This is a genomic window from Peribacillus sp. FSL R5-0717, from assembly GCF_038002945.1.
Classification (GTDB): domain Bacteria; phylum Bacillota; class Bacilli; order Bacillales; family DSM-1321; genus Peribacillus; species Peribacillus frigoritolerans.
The window spans coordinates 3,272,575-3,293,878 of sequence record NZ_JBBOOF010000001.1 but is presented as its reverse complement, the minus strand read 5'-3'; the positions used below and the strand labels follow the sequence as shown (position 1 = coordinate 3,293,878).

Here is a 21,304-nt window from a genome sequence, read left to right as displayed (position 1 = left end):
AACACTTTATCACAACAATTTTGCCGAGTCCATTAAAAATTTGTAAATTATCTACATTACATAGTAACTTTACCATTTTTTATTATTTTTCTACTTTAGTAGTATTTTCATAGGACTTATCGTGTGAAATTTAGAATGAAAAAATCAACTTGAAATTTTCTAATTAAAAAAGCCATATTTTATTTTTCACTATAATTTGTGAAAAATAAAATATGGCTTTAATACTGTTCAATCATTTTGGTTGTTTAATGAAAATGTGCATGGCCTTTTTTAATATCTCATTCTCTTCTTGTAGATCTTTAATTATTTTATCCTTTTCCTCTTTCATACTGAGCCCTGAAAAACCATTACTGGAGTCAGCCGAGCCAACTTCATTTGTTTCTTTATAGATATTGATCCAATTTCTTAATGTAGGTATGGATATGTTAAGTTCTTCGGCCAATTCTCTAGGCTTTCTGCCTTCTTCCAATACTAATCGAGCAGCATAAATTTTAAAATCTTTATCATGGTGCTTCCCCATAATAAGACACTCCTTTTTTAAATTTATTTAGTGCCGATTTTCTGTACTTCCTTTATCAAACGAAAATGTTTTTCTAATATAAAGATTTTCATAAATTTAATTTCAATCTATTAATCAAAATGGAATTGATCGCTATTGCGATCACTAAAATCATTAGCGCTCCAATCAGGGGTTGGACACTGAACCAAACCAAGGCAAAATGAATCGCTGTTACCAAGATCAATAATGGCAATCCATAAAGCAGGCTTATTAATACATTGGGGTTGGATTTAATTGCAGCAGATGGGTTCTCCCATTCAATACTAGGATTTTTCATATCATATAATGGTGTTAGAAGATTATAGCAAACCACTAAACAAGAAGTGATTAATAACATGACTGCATTTTCCATTTCCCAATAGCCAAATAGGGCAAATATCAAAAAGCTGATCACCACGGCTATAATACTGATTATTGATGAAAATATCACTTTAGAAAAATAAACATATTTTTCATCAAACGGGACGCTTTTCAGTAAATAATGGTATTTACCTTCTCTTGAATATGGGGTTCCGCTTATATTATTTATACAACACAAGAAAAGGACCGAATAGGAAAAGTATTTATCGAAGACTCCCTCTTTCGTTATATTCAAATAATTCGGGAATACTTCATTCTGAATCAGCAATAACATGACAAGTGAAAAGATCGGAGGCAAAAGAAGACCTAAAGCGATTTGCAACTTAAAATATGCTTCAGACTTAATGATCCATATCTCTCTTTGTAAATAGTTACTCCATTGATTTTTTGATATATTAACCTTTGAGTTTTTCATATTCGTTTTGTTGTTTCCCAATATCCCATTTTTAAAGTAATGAACAGAAATGTTCTCTATAATCATTGAATACAAAAGGAAACCTATTACCATTATCGAAATATAAATAATGAAAAATTGAACGGTTATTTCATTTGATACAAAAGCATCCAATATCCATTTGATCACTGGAATCATATTTGCGGTTTCAAATATATGTCTCATCAACAATTCCAACGAGTTTTTTAGCCCTTCAAAAGAATTCAATTCTATTTCCGAGATGACCTTTGAAATGGCAACTGATGATTTTCCTGCAAAATATACAATGGAAATAATCATAAGCGTTAGGATGATAGCAATGTTAACCATTAAGTATGCTACTTTACTTTTGAATCTATAATAATGCCTATTCATGCACGATAGGATAAAAAGCAGGAACAAGGCCGTTAAACCATTGACAATTGGTAAAAACGTGATTAATTTAATCGCTTCGATAAACTTTAGATCGACTATCAAGAAGCCTAATGTTGGCACTTGGATCATCATTGATAAGATGATCGGGACCCATAAGCTACTTAACACTTTGGCCCTTGATATTTCCTTATAGGTGAGTGGCAGAGGTGCCAATACTTTAAATTCATCATAAGAAAATATTTGTGATGTGGACAAATAGCAAACCAACGCAAAGACGAGAATGCTGGAAATGGTTAAATTATAAAACAGGAAGACCTGGGTATCTCCAAGAAAATAAACAAAGGCGTTAACGACAGTCAGCTGCAAAAACATATAAAAAACGGCTATTATCAGGACAGCCTGTAACATTGTCTGCTTGGGCATTTTATAGAAGGAAGAAACGAAAAATCTAGTTAACTGAAGTTTTTCCTTCATATACCTGAGCCTCCATAAAGGTAGATTCTAATGAACTTTCACCTATTATATTTTGTATCTCATCATGCAGGATGATTTTTCCCTCTTTTAAAATAGCCACTGTATTACAAATTTTCTCTGCCACATCCAGCAGATGCGTCGAGAAGAACACTGTACCGCCCATTTCAACATATTGTTTGATTAACCCCTTAAAAACTAAAACAGCGTTTGGATCTAATCCGTTCAATGGTTCATCCATAATGATGATCGGGGGATTAATGGTAAAAGCCGCTATCAGGGATACCTTATGCATCATTCCATAAGAATAACTTCCCATTGGCTTTTTAATGGACTCCTGCATCCCAAACCGATTGATATATTTCCCCAACCGTTCTTTGTCATCATTTCCATATAGGTTCATCAAGAAACGAATCCAATCAAATCCCGAAACATTGTTAAACACATTGATAGTATCAGGAATGAAGAAAAATTGTTTTTTATATTCTATGCCGTCTTCTTTGGTCAGGCCATTTATTTCAACCTTTCCATTTTCTGAATCTAAAATGCCTGTAATGATGTTCAGCGTCGTGGTTTTCCCTGCACCATTCGCTCCTATAAAACCTAAGGTTTCCCCTTTTTTGATTTCTAGATTTACACCATTCAAAATCTTCTTGGCCGAGTAGCTTTTCTCCAAATCTGTGATGCTTAACAAAGTTATCATCCTCCCATCACTTCATGATTAACACATTTCCATCCTCAACTTATTCATTATTGAATTTCTTTTTAGAAATCCATATGTTCGTTATCAATATCGTTACTGCCGTCCATGCAAGTGCAGCTAATGCACCCCAAACCGCCTGTGAATTGACTGTGCCTAAAATCAGTACTTCCATGGCATGCTTACTCATGCTTGCCGGATTCACATTGTCTATGACCGGACTTAATCCAACTATGATTCTGCAGCCGAGGAGAAATACTATCGAAATTAATGCAATGATACCCTGGCTATTAAAAATGGTACTGATCATCGTCGTGAATGAAACGATAAATAGGATCCACAGCAGATAGAACAGTAAAGCCACTATTAAATCCCCAAAATCAACACTCGTAAACAAAAAAACTACATACAGATATGAAACCAAATATCCCAATGCCACACTGCAGGCAACAAACAGGTAATTGGAAATGATTTTCCCGCTTATATAAGATCCAACCGTCACAGGCCTTGTAAGTATGAAAGCAAGCATCCCATTTGCTTTATCGGATTGAACGACTCCCATCATGGAAACGATGATGATCATGACCCCTAACTGATCAAATTGTGACCCTAAAGTACTGGCAAGAACTTCGCCGCCTTTTTGGGCAGCCATGCTTGGATCAATGGTGATCCCTTGGCCCCCGCCCAGTGCCTCTAAAATTGAAGGTAAATAATAGCTTACAACTGGTTGAGTTATCCCTAAAAATATAAATACAAGCGGCAGCCAAATCACTTTAAATTCACGTACCATCTGAACAAATTCCTTTTTAGCTAAAACGGTAAAGTTATTCATTTTTCCACCACCAATTTTAAGAATATCTCTTCCAATGTATCGTTATCTATTTCGAACCTGACAAGATCAACATTATGCTCCAAAGCATTCGCCAGTAACATATTCTTGTTTGACTCAATATCTTCCACTTCTATCTTCAATTTGTTCCCCATTACCTCTACACCTTTGACGAAGTTCAAGCTTTTAACGTTTTCAATCCATTTTTGACTTTTAGAGGTTATATCGACATTGATTTTATTTCCGCTATTCCTGTTCAATAATTCTGACATCGTTGTGTCCTCAATTTTTTTACCGCTTTTTATGATGACAAACCTCTCACATATTTCTTCTGCATCGCTTAATATATGCGTCGATAATAAAATTGTCGTATCTTTCTTTATCTCTTTTATGATATTCAACACTTCTCTCCGGCCGATGGGATCTAATGCCGAAACCGGTTCATCCATGACAATCAATGCCGGTTTATGTAACAGCGCCTGTGCAATTCCAAGCCTTTGTTTCATTCCACCCGAAAAAGTCCGCACCTTTGAATTCTCTTCCCCGCTCAACCCAACTTTCGACAATATCTCTGGGATGCCGTTTAATAATTCTTCTTTCTTGATACCCGAAAGCTGCCCCATGAAAGTAAGGGTTTCTTTGGCGGTCATCCATTGAAAGAAGTTAGGGTATTGTGGTAAGTAGCCTATTGCCTTTTTCATTTTTGAAATTTTCTTACCATCAAGCAATACTTCTCCCATACTTGGATCTATAATATCTGCAATCACTTTTATCAGTGTCGATTTACCAGCCCCATTCGGCCCAATCAATCCAACACATTCCCCTGATTGCAATTCCATTGAAAAATTATTGACCGCTGTTTTTTCTTTGAATTTTTTTGTAACATTTTTAATTTCTAATTTCATATTCTTTCACTGTCCTTTCTACCGATAACGAAGTACAGAATTGGACCGATAGTATTTGCAAAAATAATGATGAGTGTCCACAATAAAACATTTTTCCTCGTCTTTCGATTTCTGTATAAATCAATTAATGCTATAAGCACTAAAATCATTCCAATTGCAATTACCGGTAAAATGATCGGCAGAATAGACATGAAGTCAATATCTTTCAATTCGTTCCATCCATAATGCAATTCCATATATACCACTCCTTTGGTAACGAAATATTATTATCATTATCGATAATGATAACATCTAATTTGGAATTTTGCACCTATTTTTTTTCTTAATAAAATATTGTTTTAGTTTTTATTGTTATTTATAATGATAATATTATCATAATGAATAATAATAAAAATATAGCGATATTTATTAACTTTCATTAAATGTAGACATTTTTTTCAAAAATTAAAATAATTAAAAAATAATTATTATTTACTTAGAAAAAATATTTAGGTACTATTATTTTTCGAACCGTGTCATTTTCATGTAAATGACAATGATTCAAACATTACAATATATGAAGGATTAAACTTATTATTCATGACCAACAGGAAAGTTCACTAAAAATTATCCAGTTATAATTTCCAATGTGAGGAGAATAAGATGATTAATAAAGCTGAAATTTTAATGCACCCAGTAAGAATAAAGATTACCCAAGCTTTAATGAGAAATAGGGAAAATGGTTTAACACCATTAGAAATGTTAAAAATCATTAAAGATGTACCCCAAGCAACATTATATAGACATATACAGGTTCTCTTGGATTCAGGGGTCATTCGCATAGTAAAAGAGAAGAAAGTGAGATCCGTTTCCGAAAAATACTACGTTTTAAATGAAGAAGAAGCACGACTTAGCGGGGAAGAATGGAAAAAATCCTCTAATGAAAAAAAGGTGAACTATTTTTCTTATTATCAATTATCCCTTATGACCCAATATCAAAACTATCTTACTAAATTGGAAGAAAGAGACTGCGCAGAAGATGGTTCAACCTTTTCCCTTTTAGAACTAAAGCTTGATGATGAAAGCTTCCTTAACTTCCAAAATGAATTGAACGATTTAATGTTAAAATACTACAAAGCAACGAATCAAAGTGCCAAACAAGACTCTCCTATTCGAACAATCGGCGTTACAATTATTCCAGAATCATAAAAAAATGAAAAGGCTGTTCCAAATCCTTGGACTCAAAAACGAATATTATAGAAAAAACCGTTAGGAAACATATCTATATATTCACCAACCAATCAGGTTGCAGTCCATGTTTTGAAACAGCCCAATAAATTCCATAATGGGTTTACCACCCGTTATGGGACATGACTAGAAGTGATGCACCCGCAATCAGCAACTCCCCAATGTTTCCTTGATACTGCTGTATACTTCGTCCCACAGGTGTTTTTCTTCAGCAAAAGCCGCAGTTATCTTTTTAATAACTGCTTTTTGCTCTGCCTCGAAACGTTCATCATCCTTGGCAGGCAGGTCAGACCTTAACTCCATTACGAACTCTTGTACCTTTGGTGCACGAGGTCCCCAAACAGCTTTTTCTTCACCATCCTTATCAATGAATATAAAAATGGGAATCGAACGCGCTGTTCCATTCGTTAAATATTGATCCATCAGTTCAAGATTTTGATCTCGTAAAATCATGCGAGTTTCGATATTTGCCGCTTCAGATATATTCAGCAGTATAGGAATATTCATCATCGCGTCTCCGCACCAGTCTTCAGTAATGACAATAACTCGAAGTTCCTTCTTCTTTAATGCATCAAAAAAATCTTGGTCCTCTGCAGAAGTGGAAAAACCTTGCTGGATCGATTGTAAGTTTTCCTTATGAACTTTCATCGAAGATACAAATTCTTGAGCAGGAATCCCCTTTTCAAACCATTCATTCAGTTTCGTCATCGTATTTCTCCTAACTATTTTTTAAATTAAAAGTACCATAAACCACTTATTATTTCATTGTTTCCACCCCGAAAAATAAAATGTCAAATTGGTAAATTAAATCCATGTTTTCTTTCCCGTGTAAGGGGAAAACTATACATACATTCAATAGCTTACTAACTATTTTATATTGATAGAAACATTGTTTTCTAGTTTAGGAGATGAAATTTTGTGGAAGGCTTTCTCTTTGCGCTACTCCCTGCATTGACATGGGGCAGCTTAGTGCTTGTTTCCGAAAAACTCGGAGGCAACTCTTATAATCAAACACTTGGCATTACAATCGGTTCATTACTGTTCGCCATCATGATGTCTTTCATCAATCCGCCGGAATGGAGCAGTTTAGTGTGGATTGTCGGCATCATTTCCGGGATAGGCTGGGCATTCGGGCAGTTATTTCAATTCAATAGCGTCAAGGAAATCGGGGTATCGAAAACCGTTCCAATCTCAACAGGACTGCAAATTCTAGGAAATACATTTTTTGCGGTCATCATTTTCAGGGAATGGAATGACAAGATGACAATCATCATCGGCATTGTTGCAATCATCTGTTTGATTACAGGTGTCTTGCTGACAAGCTATGGCGATGGTGATAACAAAAAAGAAGGAAGCATGAAAAAAGGGGTTTTTTACCTTGCCATTTCTACGGTGGGTTATGTTACATATGTCATCGTCGTCAGATGGAATGAGGTTGACGGATGGTCGGCGATCCTGCCGCAAGCAATTGGCATGTTCCTGGCTGCCTTGCTCCTTTCCATCAAACATAAACCGTTTAATAAGTATGCCGGACGGAATATCCTTACCGGAATGATGTGGGCTGTCGGCAATATCGGTCTCCTGCTCGCTAATCCCAAAGTGGGCGTGGCCATCGCATTCTCATTTTCCCAAATGGGAATCGTCATTTCCACTTTAGGCGGCATCTTTCTTTTAGGAGAGAAAAAATCCAAAAAGCAAATGGCCTTTGTCATCATCGGGTGTGTACTCGTAATTGCTGGCGGAATCATGATTGGCTTTACAAAAGAATAGTCAAAGGAGAGCTGAATGATGTATGAAGATTTAGAGAAAAAAGTCGTCGTGATCACTGGCGCGGCAAAAGGATTAGGAAAAGCCATGGCCGAAAGGTTCGGTAAAGAAAAAGCACATATCGTATTAAATTATCACACTGAAAATGGAGACCATAAGGAAATCATCAAAACGATTGAAGCTGCAGGCGGGAAAGCCGCAGCCATTCAAGGTGACGTTTCAAAGGAAGCTGATGTGAAGAAATTGCTTTCTTTCGCTGTGGACACCTTTGGTACAATCGACATCATGATCAACAATGCTGGTATTGAAAATGAAGTGCCCAGCGAAAAATTGACTCTTGAAGATTGGCAGAAAGTCATCGATGTAAATCTAACGGGGATGTTCCTGGCAAGCAGGGAAGCAATCAGTTATATGCTCGATCATGGCATTAAGGGCAATATCATTAACATGTCTTCCGTTCATGACCGGATACCTTGGCCTCATTTTGTCCACTATGCAGCAAGTAAGGGCGGAGTCAAGATGATGACAGAAACCCTTGCACTTGAATATGCTCCTAAAGGGATTCGCATTAATAATATTTCACCTGGTGCAATCGACACACCCATCAATGCCGAAAAATTCAATGACCCGAAAGCTAAACAAGAAGTCATCAACCTGATACCGATGGGATACATCGGAAAACCGGAACAAATTGCCGCTTGTGCCGCTTGGCTCGCTTCCGCCGAATCGAGCTATGTAACGGGAATGACCTTATATGCTGATGGCGGGATGACCAAATATCCAGGTTTCCAAGCAGGAAAAGGCTGAACTGAACTAATGAAAAGAACCACTCCCATCACAAACTTGGGGTGGTTCTTTTCATGACCCTGGACAAAGATGCTGCACAAGCTAGAAGCTTGCGGTCTTTTTCTCGGATTGGTTGTCCCTTTCGGATCAATTTCTGCATTGGAACCAACAAATCCTAAGTTATAATGATGTCAGTTATATTCGTTCAAGAGAAGGAAGTGACCTTGTGGATCCTTATTTTATACAAGTGAAAGCAAAAAATGGGGCATCCGTGATTCACTATATACAAATAAACCCGTAGAATAAATTTTACTCCTTATAAAATAGAAAAGAACGGTCATCCTAATGGAGTAATTTCAAAAATGACATAAGGAGAGAAACTACATGCCTCAACAACAAATTGATATCAATCAATTAAATCAAGCAAAAGCTAACGTTACCCTTACGCAAACCTTACTTTCACAAGCAATTGAAAAATCTTCCTCGGATCCAACGTTGGCACAAGAAGCCATTAAACAAGCGGCTCAAGAAATTGCCCAAGCCCAATCTTCCGTAAATCAGGTTTATAGTACAGTACAAGCTCAGCAAGCGGAATGATTTTGGGGATTATCGATTAATTGATTCAAAACAAGAATAAAGAGGCCTATATCCAAATTCAGGATTAGGCCTTTATATAACGAATGTATTGGGTGAATCCAAGCTTTTTCAACCCCACTTATTTAATGGCGGTATGCTTTGTGGGAACTTAAACGCATTGTATGGATCATACCTCGTTTTCACTTCCCTAAGCCGTTTGAAATTTTCTCCATAATATGCAGTTGGCCAATCTTTGATTAGAGTATCCGGCCAATTCACATAGTCACCGGTAGTAAATGGTGACAAGGCATGCTTCAGGTCCTTGATCCAACGAATGTTTAGCCGCTCTTCTTCTGGATTGGTCCATGTAGCCTGATACTCCTGGGCGATGATGGCATCTCGATAATAAAAAGCTGTCTCCTTTGGATCTTTAAGGCCCGCCACTCCTCCTAGGGATTGGTGCCAAATGGCTGCATTTTCATTTGGCGCATTTCCTAAAAAATGTTTCATAGTTACGATTGCTTGCTGTGGAAAAGCTTTTTCAATGAAAGATCCTGACCTCTTTCGATGCGCCGGTTGATTTCCAGCTGGATAATCAAAGAATCTTACGGCTTCAATATATGGGACTTCCTTTATCATGACATTTATTGGTGAGCCGGTTCTTGTCAAAGGCTTTAATAGCTGCTTCAATCTATGTGACGTTCCAACAAACTCACCTTTAGCAAAAATTTCGTTTGCTTCCTTTGCCTTGAATTCTATTTCTGAAGTTAAGCCTTCATCAGCTTTAGTGGCCCAATCCTGCCAGGCTTCAAACACCGCTTCGAAATCTTCCCACCCCCATGTGACGGAGAAAACGGAAACCCTTGATACAGGGGTTACCCTGAAAGTAAGAGAAGTGACTATGCCAAAGTTTCCCCCTCCTCCCCCGCAGCATGCCCAAAATAAATCACTATTGATTTTCCTATTCGCTTTAATGAGTTTGGCTCCCCTCTTTCCACAAGCCCTTACCATTTCTATTTCAAGCAGATTGTCACAAGTAAGTCCAAAGCGCCTCGTTAACATACCTATTCCACCGCCGAGCGTAAGACCTACAACACCAACACTGCTTTCGGTCCCTGCCGGAATCGTCGTGCCATAGTTCCATAACGTATTATATACTCGCCCTAAATCAGCTCCGGCTTCAATTTTTGTGATCATTTTTTCACGATTGACCTTGATATTGTACATTTCACTAATATCAATGACTAGACCGCCATTCACTAATGAAAAATTTTCATAACTATGCCTGCCGCTCCTAACCCGGAAAGGTGCATGATTTTCCCGGGCCCACTTCAATGAATTCAACACATCATCGGAATCTTGACAAAACACAATGACCTTTGGGAATTTAGAAAAACTTAAGTTATTATTTATCCTGGCACGCTCATACTCAGCATCATTAGGTGTAACGATACGCCCGGTAAGCTTTGTTCTTTCCAAAAGATAAACCCCTCCTCGGGTAAATATGTAACATCCTATGAAAAAAACTGGCATGAAGATACATTCCCCCTGCTCCTCCCCCTTGTTACGGGGGCAAATTAGCTACACCCGTGAGTTTTGCTGTTTTACTCGTGAATTCAACGTCTTCTCGTGAATTCGACGACTTTACTCGTGAGTTCAGCTGTTTTACCCTTGAGTTCGACGACTTTACTCGTGAGTTTCGCTGTTTTACTCGTGAATTCGACGACTTTACTCGCGAATTCCGCTGTTTTACTCGTGAGTTTCGCTGTTTTACTCGTGAATTCCACCATTGGTCTACAAGGACAAAAAAGGCCCTTCTCGAATTAGAGAAGGGCTTTTTACTAGAATTTCTTATCCTGAAATCTCATCATCGGATTTAACATCCAATGGTGTTCGTTTATCCATTTTCAGCATGTAATAACTTGCTATTACCAAGGCTAGGAAAACGATCCCGACAACCAAGGAAATTCTTGTACTAGGATTGATCCACATACCTACCAGCACCATCAGTAAAAAGGCTATTGTCGCATAGTTACTGTAAGGGGCCAACGGCATTTTGAACGGATGTTTCTCCATTTCAGCGGCATTTACCTTTCTGAACTTAAGCTCACTGATAAGTAAGACAAACCATGGAATCATCCCAGGCAAAACACTCGCACTGTACACATAAAGGAATACTTGCGGCGGTGCAAGGTAATTCAGGATAACCCCGATGCCCAACCCTAATAGTACAGCGATCGTGCAATATGCCGGAACTCCATTTTTAGATACTTTAGCAAAGACTTTCGGAGCTTGGCCATTCAATGCCAGTGTGTAAAGCATACGACCTGCACTGAAAATCCCACTGTTGCATCCAGACATCGCCGCAGTGATGACGACAAAATTAATGATGCCTGCCGCTGCAGTGATACCTATTTTGGCAAAGGTCGAAACAAACGGACTGCCTAAGTCATCCAGTTGATCCCAAGGGAATACTGTCACAATGACGAAAATGGCACCAATGTAGAAAATTAAAATGCGCCATATAATTGATTGAATCGCTTTTGTTACGGTCTTCGTTGGGTTTTTCGCTTCCCCGGCTGTGATGCCGATAAGCTCAACGCCTTGATAGGAAGCCACGACAAGCGAAAGCGCAAAGAAGAATCCTGTCCAGCCTCCCGTAAAGAAGCCGCCATTTTCCCAAAGATTCGATAATCCAATCGCATCCCCGCCATTCCCTATTCCAAAGAAGATAAGGCCCAGGCCGGCAACGATCATCAATATAATCGTTATGATTTTTATAAGTGCAAACCAGAATTCAAATTCCCCAAAGGATTTAACGGAAATGAGGTTGGCCGCTCCCAAGATGATCATGGCCACTACACCTGGTATCCAGGCCGGTAACTCCGGGAACCAATATTGCATATACAGCCCAACCGCAATGATTTCGGACATTCCGACGATTACCCATTGAAACCAATTGCTCCAAGCAGTCATATAACCTGCCAAAGGATGTATATAGGTGCTCGCAAAGGTTGCAAAAGAACCTGTAGTCGGTTCTAAATAAAGCATCTCACCCATGGAACGCATGATGAAAAATATAAAAATACCTGCAATGGCATAAGCAAGCATTACAGAGGGCCCGGTCCATTTGATCGTGCTCGCAGATCCCATGAATAACCCGACTCCGATGGTTCCGCCCAAAGCTATCATTTGAATGTGACGTGCTTCCAGCCCTCTCTTTAATTCCTTGTTCGACATGATTAACTCCTCCAGATGCAATATCGGTAATGCTTTTCTATCCTTACCACGAACTTATTAATTATTGCAGTTAGAAATGCTCTATCGAAAAAATATCAATAACACTTCATTTATGATTTCTTATCTTATAATAGTAAATATTCTGTAAAAATACAATTGTATTTTTGAAATAAACAGTTGCCAATAATATCTTGTTGATTTTTCAAATCTGAAAATATCATTTTAAAAAAATGATGTTCAGTATTTTATTATAGTGATCGTTCATAATGAGTAGAAAACAATCACTTCTGCTTAGACCTTATGTTAAATACAGACCACTATTAAACTACAGATAATGCCTGTTTCATTTCAAAAAATTTGTTGACCTACCGAAAAATAGATGATAGAATTCCAATATTATTTTATAAGCATAATGAAATGATCAAGCAGTGAAAAATCATCACTGACTGACATTTCTTCACAACCGCATACAAGCAAGCGATGAATGCTGTGGATGACACTATAGCAGGAGCAGCTTCTGGAGAGACTGTACAAGATGCAGCGCCGAAGGATTCACAATCTCAGGCAAAAGGACAGAAGAGTAACGAATGATATATTGTTATTCTGAGCCCTTTAAGAGATTGGTATTATCCAATCTCTTTTTTTAATGTCCATTTTGTGATTGGACTAAAACAACAAATGGGAAAGGCAAGCTGGACGACAATCACGTCCCTCTCTCCAAGACCATGCAGGTAAACATTCACTACCAAGACTATAAAAACGGGGGCGTACGAATTGGCTAAACAAGAATTAAAAAGAGATTTAAAAAATCGACATGTACAACTGATTGCAATAGGAGGAACCATTGGCACCGGTTTATTTTTAGGTTCCGGAAAAGCCATACAATTAGCAGGTCCTTCCATATTATTCTCTTATATGATAATAGGGATTGCCTTGTTTTTTGTGATGAGGGCCCTGGGGGAATTGCTTTTATCCAATGCAGGGTACACATCATTCACTGAATTCGCAACTGAATATGTCGGTCCATGGGCCGGCTTCGTGACCGGTTGGACATATTGGTTTTGTTGGATTATGACCGCAATGGCCGATATCATAGCTGTCGGTGTTTATATGCAATATTGGTTTGATGTCCCTCAATGGATTCCGGCTCTGCTTTGTCTGGTCATTCTGTTAGGATTGAACCTATTGACCGTTAAGATCTTTGGCGAATTGGAATTCTGGTTTGCCATCATTAAAGTAATCACGATCATCGCCTTGATCATCGTAGGAATTTTCCTTCTAATCCTCGGCTTCAATACCAATACCGGAACGGTTTCCCTAACGAACCTTTGGAATCATGGCGGCATGTTCCCCAATGGCATTTCCGGATTCCTGTTATCTTTACAGTTGGTCGTCTTCTCATTTGTCGGTGTCGAATTGGTCGGGGTTTCTGCAGCAGAAACGGCGAACCCGCGAAAGAACATTCCATCTGCCATCAATAAAATCCCTGTCCGGATTTTGCTTTTCTACGTTGGTGCACTATTCGTCATTCTCTGCGTCAACCCATGGACACAACTGGATGCCACAAGCAGTCCATTTGTAGAGGTCTTTGCGTTAATCGGCATTCCAGTCGCTGCAGGGATCATCAACTTCGTCGTTTTGACATCCGCTGCTTCTGCATGCAACAGCGGTTTATTTTCAACGAGCCGAATACTTTATACGTTAAGCAGGAATGGCGAAGCCCCAGCTAAACTGGAAAAATTAAATAAACACGCTGTTCCGGGCAATGCCTTATTCACATCCACAATCGTTGTATCAATAGGGGCATTATTAAGCAAGCTGATACCGGAACAGGCATTTACTGTCGTGACTACCATCAGTGCCATCTGTTTCATATGGGTATGGAGCATTATCTTGATCTCCCATATCAAATATTCGAAAACAAGGCCCGACCTAAGAGCCGAATCGACTTTCAAGGCTCCTTTTACACCTTTTATCAATTACGTCATTTTAGGCTTATTCCTGTTCATCCTTATTGTTATGCTATTCGCTGAAGCTACACGGCTATCACTGCTCTTGACCCCAATCTGGTTCATCCTCTTGGTGATACTATATAATTATCGGAAAAAAAGATAGCTAAAGGAAATAAAGCCTTGAACTCAATATGAATTCAAGGCTTTATCTGCATATGAACATATTAGGCCTTCGGCTTTCTGCACACTTTTGCTAAAATATATCAGGCAACTGCATTAAATTTTATATCAAAATAGTGTAAGCTAATATAGATTATCGGACCTTTTCCGTCATGTATGAATTTTCCATCCGGTTTGGTTCACCCATCCATCAGTGGCATTGAAGAATAAACACCCATTGGTGGGCGTTTCACTTTATTTAAAACGGAGGGGGTTGTTTAATGAAGATTATATATATTCTTACACTAGTTCCTTTTATAGGCATACTGGGATTTCTACCTTTTGTTAATAAAATAGAACCATATGTATTAGGGATGCCTTTCAATATGTTCTGGATGGCTATGTGGGTGGTCCTTACCTCTGCCATACTCGGCATCATGTATAAGCTGGATCCCAGGAATCGGGAAGGTGACCAGGAATGAATATTGCTCTCTTAATCATTTTAGCATTTTTACTTCTATCGATATTTTTAGGAATACGCTCTTCAAAAGGAAAAGATATGGACTTGGAACAATGGACGGTCGGCGGACGCGGTTTTGGTGCGATATTCGTCTTTCTGCTGATGGCTGGGGAAATCTATACGACCTTCTCCTTCCTTGGCGGCAGCGGCTGGGCTTATGGCAAGGGTGCACCCGCTCTATATGTTCTAATTTACATTACTTTGTCTTACGTATTATCCTATTGGCTCCTTCCGGAAATATGGAGATATGCCAAAGAAAATAAACTGATGTCTCAATCCGATTTCTTTGTAAGCAAATATAAGAGTCCCAGTTTAGGTATTTTGGCTGCACTTGTCGGTGTGGTGTCGATGATTCCAGTGATTGTCGTGCAGCTGAAAGGATTGGGGATCATTGTCTCAGAAGCATCTTATGGTGCCATCTCAATGTCTGAGGCAGTTTGGATGGGGGCGATCAGCCTTACCATTTATGTGATGATCTCCGGTATCCACGGTTCAGTTTGGACCGCTGTCATTAAAGATATCATGATGGTTGCCATAATAGGATTTTTGGGGATTTATCTGCCGATTCATTACTTTGGCGGATTTCAGCCGATGTTTGAAGCGGTTGATGCCGCCAAGCCTGGTTTTCTAAAGTTCCCTGATCAGGGGCTTAGCGTATCATGGTTCATCTCCACGGTAATATTGCTCGTATTCGGTTTCTATATGTGGCCACAAGTTTTCAGCGCTGTTTATTCAGCACGCAGCGGCAAGGTATTTCGAAAGAACGCCATCATCAGCCCTTTATATACACTCATGCTTTTATTCGTCTTTTTCGTTGGGTTTACAGCTATATTGAAAGTGCCCGGACTCGTTGGGGCAGATGCAGACCTCTCATTGCTGCGCCTTTCAATCGAGACCTTTGATCCATGGTTTATAGGCATAATCGGCGGCGCTGGATTGTTGACCGCACTGGTGCCGGGATCCATGCTTTTGATGAGCGTCGCTACACTGCTCGCGAAAAACGTTTATAAGGAATTTGCACCTGACGTATCCGATCGCCATATTGTACGATTGGCAAAGTTCCTTGTGCCAATCATTGCCCTTATAGCCGTCTACTTCACCTTAAACGGCGGTGAAACGATGTCGGCATTAATTCTTATGGGATACAGTCTCATCACACAGCTCTTCCCATCCCTTCTCTTTAGTCTGAAAAGGAATAATCCGATCAATAAATTTGGCGCAATCGCCGGCATCATTACCGGATTGGCCATCGTAATCTGCATTACACTCAGTCAATCGACAATAGGGACCTTGTTTCCATCCTTGCCGCAAGCAGCAAAAGATTTGAATGTGGGAATCATTGCATTGGCAGTCAATTTCATTGTGATGATCACGGTGAGTATTGCTTTCAGAAAGCACGCGGTTCAGTTGGAACCTAAATCCGTTAACGATATATGAAGCAAATTTTGAAACTGGTTATGGATCAATAAACATTGGAGGCTCAGTCAAAAGACTGAGCCTTCCTTATTCTCGGCTTCCAAGCATAGTGTCCTTTATCTCAATATTGTTGATGGGAAACCTCATTTTAGACTATTAATCTTTTCTGTTTATAAACAAATCCCCTATTTTAACTAATAAATACAACGAAAAAATAATCATCAAGGTTCTGGATACTACCAGGCCATCAATAGCTAAATCATATCCACCTCTTAATAAGACTTCCGGATTCAAACAAAAAGTAATCGATATTACGAAAGCTATTAAAATCAAGATAACACCGAACTGAGATCTATTTGACATTAACATTCCGCCTCACATTATATATTCTCCAAATAATAGAATTGCTTTTAGGAATAATCTACATTCATGGTCACTGGGGATGACTCAGTTGCATTAAAAATCCAAAATAAATAGCCACCCTGATAAAGAATGACTATATATCATAAAATATGAAGCTTTCTCAGTAAAATGCATCGTATTGCTTCCGAGCCAACAAAAAATACTCTCTTCAGAAGGTTCGGGCTTTTATTCGTCAGTTAGGAGCAAATACTCGGGAGTTTCATGCTTTTACTCGTGAGTTTGAAGCAAATACTCGGGAGTTTCATGCTTTTACTCGTGAGTTTGAAGCAAATACTCGTGAGTTTCATGCCCGTTAAAGCTCATTTCAGTAATCCACTAAAGCCTTCCTGCCATCATTCAATTCTTTGATCACTTTCTTATATTTCTGCAACTCTTGTTCCAGTTTTTGTTTTCTATTTAAAATCATTCTCGTAACCTCTTTAGGGGAGGGCCCGCCTTGAATGCTTCTGATTTCCACAAAATATTCGGGAGAGATTATTTTTTTCCATTCATCTTCTGCTATGTTCACTGATACGAATTCATTGATGATCTTGTTGATTTCTTGTGTGTCCCAATCATATAGCTCTTTCCCTTCACTAATCGACTTTTTTGCAATATGACTGGCTATGGAATGGGCTTTTCTAAAGGATATGTCGTAATCTCTTGAAAGGGTATCCGCTAATTCAGTAATCGTTATACTGGATTTTGCGGCCATTTTCTTTGTATGTTCTTCATTTACTTTCAAAGTCGACATGACGGCATACATTAGTTTCATAACACGGCCTGCATTCGAAAAAGCCCGATATAAATGTGGCTGTAAATCATCTTCCGTATCGACGATATCACCAAATGGTGTATTGTGAATCATATTCATGGCAGCAAGTGCATCACCATACGCACTGCTTGCAATCGAACGGGAATGTTCAACGGAGACAGGATTCCTTTTTTGCGGCATGATGCTGCTCACTTGAACATAAGGGTCCGCCACGTGAAATGTACCAAACTCCCTTGTCACATGCTGCAGGAAATCTTGGATCCACCTTCCGGTATTGACCATGCACGTCATGATGGCAGTTGCGGTTTCCAATAAATAATCTGCCCCGCCAATCGAGTCATAGGAATTTTCAATCACCGAATCAAACCCAAGCAGTTCAGCCGTACGGTTCCGACTGATCGGAAAACCGGTGGTCGTTAATGCGGCTGCACCCAAAGGGGATTGGTTAACCGTTACATAGGCTGCCCATAACCGGCCAATATCCCTTTGAAGCACATCATAAATGGCTAAAAAGTAATGTCCTATTGTAGTCGGCTGAGCCGGTTGGGTATGTGTGTAACCTGTAATATAGGTTTCTGTATGTTTTTCAGCCTGCACCAAGAATGCTTCACTCAATTGGTTTGCATAGCCAACCAATTGGAGCAGATGACCTCTCAAAACAAGCCGGTACATCGCAACCCCCATATCATTACGACTGCGACCGATATGAATCTTCCCTGCAAGTTCATGGCCGATTTCCTCACCGATCTTTGCCTCCATCATGAAGAATAAGTCTTCGAATTGGGGCTGATAGATCAACTGCGCGAGATCTGTTTGGGCCACTTTCCGAATCCCATCAAGCATGGTTTTCGCCTCTTCATCTTTAATGATCTTTTGTTCCGAAAGCATGATGACATGTGCCCGATGAATATCGAACATTGCATCAAATAAGTAATCTCTTTGATCATTAAAAACAGGCATCAGAAGCTCTCTAACATAGGTTTTTCCGGGAAAGACACTACCTTCATTTTTGATAAATTGTTCAAGCCTGCTCATCTTTGAACCTCCGATTTATAAAGCTTTTTCCGCTTTGATTCCAAAAAACTTGTTCGAAATAAAGAGAACGATTACAATCAGCGTGATTTGAATCATCCCATAGGCAGCGGCCTGCCCCATATTGAACATCCGAAGCTGATTCATGATTTCAATGGATATGGGCCTGTTTGAAATCGTGTACAACAGGACCGAGGTCGGGAATTCCCCCACAGATTCGATAAATGCCAATAATGTCCCTGATAAAACACCAGGCATAATAATCGGAAATATTACCCTTCTGAAGGTATAAAACCACTTAGCCCCCAAGTTTCTGGCTGCTTCCTCAATCGAATCATCCAGCTGCTCCAGAACGGCATTAGTCGACCGGACAACGAGTGGAATATGCCTGATGAAATAGGCAAGCGGCAAAATCCAAAATGTTCCTACCAAAATTTGACCAAAGGAAAAAACGCTAGGTTCATTGAATGCGAATATCAAGTTCATCCCTATGACCGTTGCAGGCAACGCCCAAGGAATCATGACTAGAATATCGACAAAGCTTTTCCCGACGAATTTCCGTTTGACAAGTACATAAGACGCTATGACCCCAAACACCAGATTTGCCAACGTTGCAATAACCGCCATCAGTAAACTATTTCTTAACGGCTTGAAGATATTAGGGTCTTCAAACAAAAGCCTGTAATTTTCCACATTAAATACTGTGGGATACGTTTGAAATGTCCAGGTTCCATCCGGCACAAGTGAAAGCAAAAGAATCGTAAAGTGCGGTAAAAGCAGAATAATTACGCCGATGACCCCCGTTACGACCATCACATATTTCATAACCGGGTTCTTCACTTCACTCCTGTGTGCCCCAATCCCTTTCGAGGCCATTCGATAATCCTTCCTATTCTGATACCAACGCATGAATAATAGAAATGAAATCGAAACGATGGATAGAATGACCGATTGGGTAGCGGCAATTTCCATATCACCATTGATTTTTGAAAAATAAATTTGCAGGCTCAACACCCTGTATCCGCCAGCTAATAAAAACGGAGCACTGAAAGAAGCCATCGATATCATGAAAACAAGTAAAGAGGCGGCAACGATTGCAGGTGTCAATAATGGAAATGTCACCTTCCAAAAAACCTTTAATTTATTTGCTCCTAAGTTATAAGCGGCTTCTTCAAGTGATGGATCTACTTTATTGATTGCAGCGGATACGGTCATATAAAAATAAACATACATCGTATAGGCATGCACGATAAGAATTCCCGGTACCCCGCCAATCTTGAATGGAACCTTATCGAGACCGAACAGGTCCTTGATGGCATTTGGAATCAATCCCGATTCTCCATATAAAAACATAAAGGCCATTACCCCTACCAATGATGGAAGGACAATCGGCAAAATCGCTGCTGATGAAAAGAAGCTTCTGCCGGGAAAATCGTAACGGTTAAAAATGAATGCGAGCGGAATGCCAATCAAGGCACTGACCAATACACTCAAAAAGGATATATAAACAGAATTCCAAAGAGCCTCTAAGTTCGTTTTCGATTCCTGTACGAAGAAGTCCTGATAATTTCCAAGGGATATCGTTCCGTCTTTTTGCAGACTTTCAATAAAGGTCCTCAATGACGGGTAGAGTACATATGCTATGAGCACCAATACAACTGGTATAAGGAGCCAAACCGTCAATCTCGTATCACGATTTTTAATCATGGCGCATCACCGCTTATGACAGGGATAAGACGCAGCCGTTTCTCGGGAAGCTGGACATACACTTCCTTTCCTTGATAAAAGTATCCAAAAACATGGGTGTTAAATACGTCGACCCTTAGTAACACGTCTTGAACATCCACCATGACATTCACAACAGATCCAAAGAATTGGACGGAATTTATTTTACCTTTAAAGATATTCGTTCCTTCTTCGGTCACATCCAGAATCCTGATTGCTTCAGGACGAATCGAAACAGCAAGGTCAGCATCACTCTGTATGATTGAAATTCCGTCCCTAGCTTGATTTTCCACCTTCAATTTAATCGGTTTTTCACTATTCTTAAGGACAATCTCTATATTATCTTGTTGAACTTTTTCAACTTGAACGGGCAAAAGATTAATCTCGCCTATAAAACTCGCCACAAAATCATTGGCCGGCCGATTATAAATTTCTGTTGGCGTCCCGACCTGGTGACATACACCATAATTGAACACAGCGATTCGATCACTCATGGATAATGCCTCAGCCTGATCATGGGTGACATAAATGGTGGTAATCTTATAATCACGCTGCAGCCTTAAGATTTCCACTCTCATTTCATCACGAAGCTTGGCATCCAGATTACTTAATGGTTCATCCAGCAGTAATATTTCCGGTTCAATGACCAGTGCTCTCGCCAGGGCCACCCGCTGCTGCTGCCCTCCGCTTAACTGGCTCACTTGACGATCCGAATAGCTCTCCAGCCTGACCTTTTGGAGGGCATCCAGCACTCTCTTCTTTAATTCAGCAGAAGAAACCTTTCTCACACGCAAGCCAAACGCTACATTTTCAAAAACAGTCATATGGGGAAAGAGGGCATAGTTTTGAAAAACCATGCCTGTATTTCTTTTCTCCGGAGGTACACGCGTCATATCTTTGTCGCCAAATCGGACGACACCTTTAGTTGGATAATAAAAACCGGCAATCATCCGAAGTGTTGTCGTTTTACCGCAGCCGCTTGGACCAAGAAAGGTAAAAAACTCGCCTTCTTTGATGTCCAGATTTAACTGGTCAACAGCTATCGTTTTCCCGAAGGCTTTTTGGACATTCTCTATTTTTATTGACGCCATCCCA

General features: G+C 39.5%; 20 protein-coding genes and 1 riboswitch. Of the genes, 7 read left to right on the top strand and 13 right to left on the bottom strand.

Annotated elements, in window-relative coordinates; translation table 11 throughout:
• Positions 1-232: 232 nt before the first annotated feature.
• From NYE65_RS15970 to NYE65_RS15945, 6 genes are all read right to left on the bottom strand, one after another.
• Entirely contained in the window at positions 233-520 is a 288-nt protein-coding gene (locus tag NYE65_RS15970; protein ID WP_034305533.1) for a transposase, read from the bottom strand.
• Positions 521-608: 88 nt separating this feature from the next.
• Positions 609-2,201: a hypothetical protein gene (locus tag NYE65_RS15965; RefSeq protein ID WP_340861228.1), complete on the bottom strand. Its 1,593-nt coding sequence runs from the start codon at positions 2,199-2,201 to the stop codon at positions 609-611.
• A complete protein-coding gene (locus NYE65_RS15960; RefSeq protein ID WP_034305539.1) occupies positions 2,176-2,892 on the bottom strand; it encodes an ABC transporter ATP-binding protein in 717 nt (238 codons plus the stop codon). The genes NYE65_RS15965 and NYE65_RS15960 overlap by 26 nt, the downstream gene beginning before the upstream one ends.
• A 49-nt stretch (positions 2,893-2,941) precedes the next feature.
• The gene (locus tag NYE65_RS15955) at positions 2,942-3,730 is read right to left on the bottom strand and encodes an ABC transporter permease subunit (RefSeq protein ID WP_340861227.1); all 789 of its coding nucleotides are present in this window, start codon (positions 3,728-3,730) and stop codon (positions 2,942-2,944) included.
• Positions 3,727-4,632 (bottom strand): ABC transporter ATP-binding protein, encoded by a 906-nt coding sequence (locus tag NYE65_RS15950; protein ID WP_340861226.1) that lies wholly within the window; start codon positions 4,630-4,632, stop codon positions 3,727-3,729. Before NYE65_RS15950 ends, NYE65_RS15955 begins: the two co-directional genes overlap by 4 nt.
• Entirely contained in the window at positions 4,629-4,868 is a 240-nt protein-coding gene (locus NYE65_RS15945) for a PLD nuclease N-terminal domain-containing protein (RefSeq protein ID WP_034305547.1), read from the bottom strand. Before NYE65_RS15945 ends, NYE65_RS15950 begins: the two co-directional genes overlap by 4 nt.
• A 406-nt stretch (positions 4,869-5,274) precedes the next feature.
• Between NYE65_RS15945 and NYE65_RS15940 the strand changes: the two genes are divergently transcribed.
• Complete coding sequence (locus tag NYE65_RS15940) at positions 5,275-5,820, top strand: helix-turn-helix domain-containing protein (RefSeq protein WP_034305549.1); 546 nt, start codon at positions 5,275-5,277, stop codon at positions 5,818-5,820.
• 186 nt (positions 5,821-6,006) lie between these two features.
• On the opposite strand, the gene NYE65_RS15935 is transcribed toward NYE65_RS15940, so the two are convergent.
• Positions 6,007-6,567 (bottom strand): thioredoxin family protein, encoded by a 561-nt coding sequence (locus NYE65_RS15935; RefSeq protein WP_340861225.1) that lies wholly within the window; start codon positions 6,565-6,567, stop codon positions 6,007-6,009.
• Positions 6,568-6,777: 210 nt separating this feature from the next.
• Between NYE65_RS15935 and NYE65_RS15930 the strand changes: the two genes are divergently transcribed.
• The 3 genes from NYE65_RS15930 to NYE65_RS15920 all read left to right on the top strand — a co-directional run bounded on the left by NYE65_RS15930 (position 6,778) and on the right by NYE65_RS15920 (position 9,009).
• Positions 6,778-7,629 (top strand): GRP family sugar transporter, encoded by an 852-nt coding sequence (locus NYE65_RS15930; RefSeq protein WP_063592162.1) that lies wholly within the window; start codon positions 6,778-6,780, stop codon positions 7,627-7,629.
• Between the two features lie 18 nt (positions 7,630-7,647).
• Positions 7,648-8,433: a glucose-1-dehydrogenase gene (locus NYE65_RS15925; protein WP_340861224.1), complete on the top strand. Its 786-nt coding sequence runs from the start codon at positions 7,648-7,650 to the stop codon at positions 8,431-8,433.
• 363 nt (positions 8,434-8,796) lie between these two features.
• Positions 8,797-9,009, top strand: a complete 213-nt coding sequence (locus NYE65_RS15920) for a hypothetical protein (protein ID WP_034305596.1) — start codon at positions 8,797-8,799, stop codon at positions 9,007-9,009.
• 108 nt (positions 9,010-9,117) lie between these two features.
• Here the strand turns inward: NYE65_RS15920 and NYE65_RS15915 are convergent, their stop codons facing one another.
• From NYE65_RS15915 to NYE65_RS15905, 3 genes are all read right to left on the bottom strand, one after another.
• Positions 9,118-10,467: an FAD-binding oxidoreductase gene (locus NYE65_RS15915; RefSeq protein ID WP_340861223.1), complete on the bottom strand. Its 1,350-nt coding sequence runs from the start codon at positions 10,465-10,467 to the stop codon at positions 9,118-9,120.
• Between the two features lie 137 nt (positions 10,468-10,604).
• Positions 10,605-10,775 carry a hypothetical protein gene (locus tag NYE65_RS15910; RefSeq protein ID WP_340861222.1) on the bottom strand — a complete coding sequence of 57 codons (171 nt, stop codon included), beginning with the start codon at positions 10,773-10,775 and terminating at the stop codon, positions 10,605-10,607.
• A 64-nt stretch (positions 10,776-10,839) separates the two neighbouring features.
• Positions 10,840-12,228 carry an amino acid permease gene (locus NYE65_RS15905; RefSeq protein WP_340861221.1) on the bottom strand — a complete coding sequence of 463 codons (1,389 nt, stop codon included), beginning with the start codon at positions 12,226-12,228 and terminating at the stop codon, positions 10,840-10,842.
• A gap of 507 nt (positions 12,229-12,735) precedes the next feature.
• A riboswitch (glycine riboswitch) is annotated at positions 12,736-12,814 on the top strand.
• A gap of 188 nt (positions 12,815-13,002) precedes the next feature.
• On the opposite strand from NYE65_RS15905, the gene NYE65_RS15900 reads away from it, so the two are divergent.
• The 3 genes from NYE65_RS15900 (at position 13,003) to NYE65_RS15890 (ending at position 16,296) form a co-directional block, all read left to right on the top strand.
• A complete protein-coding gene (locus tag NYE65_RS15900) occupies positions 13,003-14,343 on the top strand; it encodes an amino acid permease (protein ID WP_340861220.1) in 1,341 nt (446 codons plus the stop codon).
• A 277-nt stretch (positions 14,344-14,620) separates the two neighbouring features.
• Positions 14,621-14,821: a DUF3311 domain-containing protein gene (locus NYE65_RS15895; protein WP_048685209.1), complete on the top strand. Its 201-nt coding sequence runs from the start codon at positions 14,621-14,623 to the stop codon at positions 14,819-14,821.
• A complete protein-coding gene (locus NYE65_RS15890) occupies positions 14,818-16,296 on the top strand; it encodes a sodium:solute symporter family protein (protein ID WP_096338936.1) in 1,479 nt (492 codons plus the stop codon). Before NYE65_RS15895 ends, NYE65_RS15890 begins: the two co-directional genes overlap by 4 nt.
• A gap of 706 nt (positions 16,297-17,002) precedes the next feature.
• Here the strand turns inward: NYE65_RS15890 and argH are convergent.
• Genes argH through NYE65_RS15875 form a run of 3 tightly spaced genes read right to left on the bottom strand, consistent with a single transcriptional unit; the run spans position 17,003 to position 21,300 of the window.
• Positions 17,003-18,487: an argininosuccinate lyase gene (gene argH / locus NYE65_RS15885; protein WP_340861219.1), complete on the bottom strand. Its 1,485-nt coding sequence runs from the start codon at positions 18,485-18,487 to the stop codon at positions 17,003-17,005.
• Positions 18,488-18,502: 15 nt separating this feature from the next.
• Positions 18,503-20,191, bottom strand: coding sequence for an ABC transporter permease (locus NYE65_RS15880; protein ID WP_340861218.1), 1,689 nt, complete (start codon positions 20,189-20,191; stop codon positions 18,503-18,505).
• Complete coding sequence (locus tag NYE65_RS15875; RefSeq protein WP_340861217.1) at positions 20,188-21,300, bottom strand: ABC transporter ATP-binding protein; 1,113 nt, start codon at positions 21,298-21,300, stop codon at positions 20,188-20,190. The genes NYE65_RS15880 and NYE65_RS15875 overlap by 4 nt, the downstream gene beginning before the upstream one ends.
• Positions 21,301-21,304: the final 4 nt, after the last annotated feature.

Coding starts and splice junctions, on each gene's coding strand:
- argH (WP_340861219.1), bottom strand. CDS start 18,487: ATGAGCAGGCTTGAACAATTTATCAAAAATGAAGGTAGTGTCTTTCCC.
- NYE65_RS15925 (WP_340861224.1), top strand. CDS start 7,648: ATGTATGAAGATTTAGAGAAAAAAGTCGTCGTGATCACTGGCGCGGCA.
- NYE65_RS15950 (WP_340861226.1), bottom strand. CDS start 4,632: ATGAAATTAGAAATTAAAAATGTTACAAAAAAATTCAAAGAAAAAACA.
- NYE65_RS15895 (WP_048685209.1), top strand. CDS start 14,621: ATGAAGATTATATATATTCTTACACTAGTTCCTTTTATAGGCATACTG.
- NYE65_RS15955 (WP_340861227.1), bottom strand. CDS start 3,730: ATGAATAACTTTACCGTTTTAGCTAAAAAGGAATTTGTTCAGATGGTA.
- NYE65_RS15965 (WP_340861228.1), bottom strand. CDS start 2,201: ATGAAGGAAAAACTTCAGTTAACTAGATTTTTCGTTTCTTCCTTCTAT.
- NYE65_RS15880 (WP_340861218.1), bottom strand. CDS start 20,191: ATGATTAAAAATCGTGATACGAGATTGACGGTTTGGCTCCTTATACCA.
- NYE65_RS15890 (WP_096338936.1), top strand. CDS start 14,818: ATGAATATTGCTCTCTTAATCATTTTAGCATTTTTACTTCTATCGATA.
- NYE65_RS15970 (WP_034305533.1), bottom strand. CDS start 520: ATGGGGAAGCACCATGATAAAGATTTTAAAATTTATGCTGCTCGATTA.
- NYE65_RS15945 (WP_034305547.1), bottom strand. CDS start 4,868: ATGGAATTGCATTATGGATGGAACGAATTGAAAGATATTGACTTCATG.
- NYE65_RS15905 (WP_340861221.1), bottom strand. CDS start 12,228: ATGTCGAACAAGGAATTAAAGAGAGGGCTGGAAGCACGTCACATTCAA.
- NYE65_RS15935 (WP_340861225.1), bottom strand. CDS start 6,567: ATGACGAAACTGAATGAATGGTTTGAAAAGGGGATTCCTGCTCAAGAA.
- NYE65_RS15940 (WP_034305549.1), top strand. CDS start 5,275: ATGATTAATAAAGCTGAAATTTTAATGCACCCAGTAAGAATAAAGATT.
- NYE65_RS15920 (WP_034305596.1), top strand. CDS start 8,797: ATGCCTCAACAACAAATTGATATCAATCAATTAAATCAAGCAAAAGCT.
- NYE65_RS15875 (WP_340861217.1), bottom strand. CDS start 21,300: ATGGCGTCAATAAAAATAGAGAATGTCCAAAAAGCCTTCGGGAAAACG.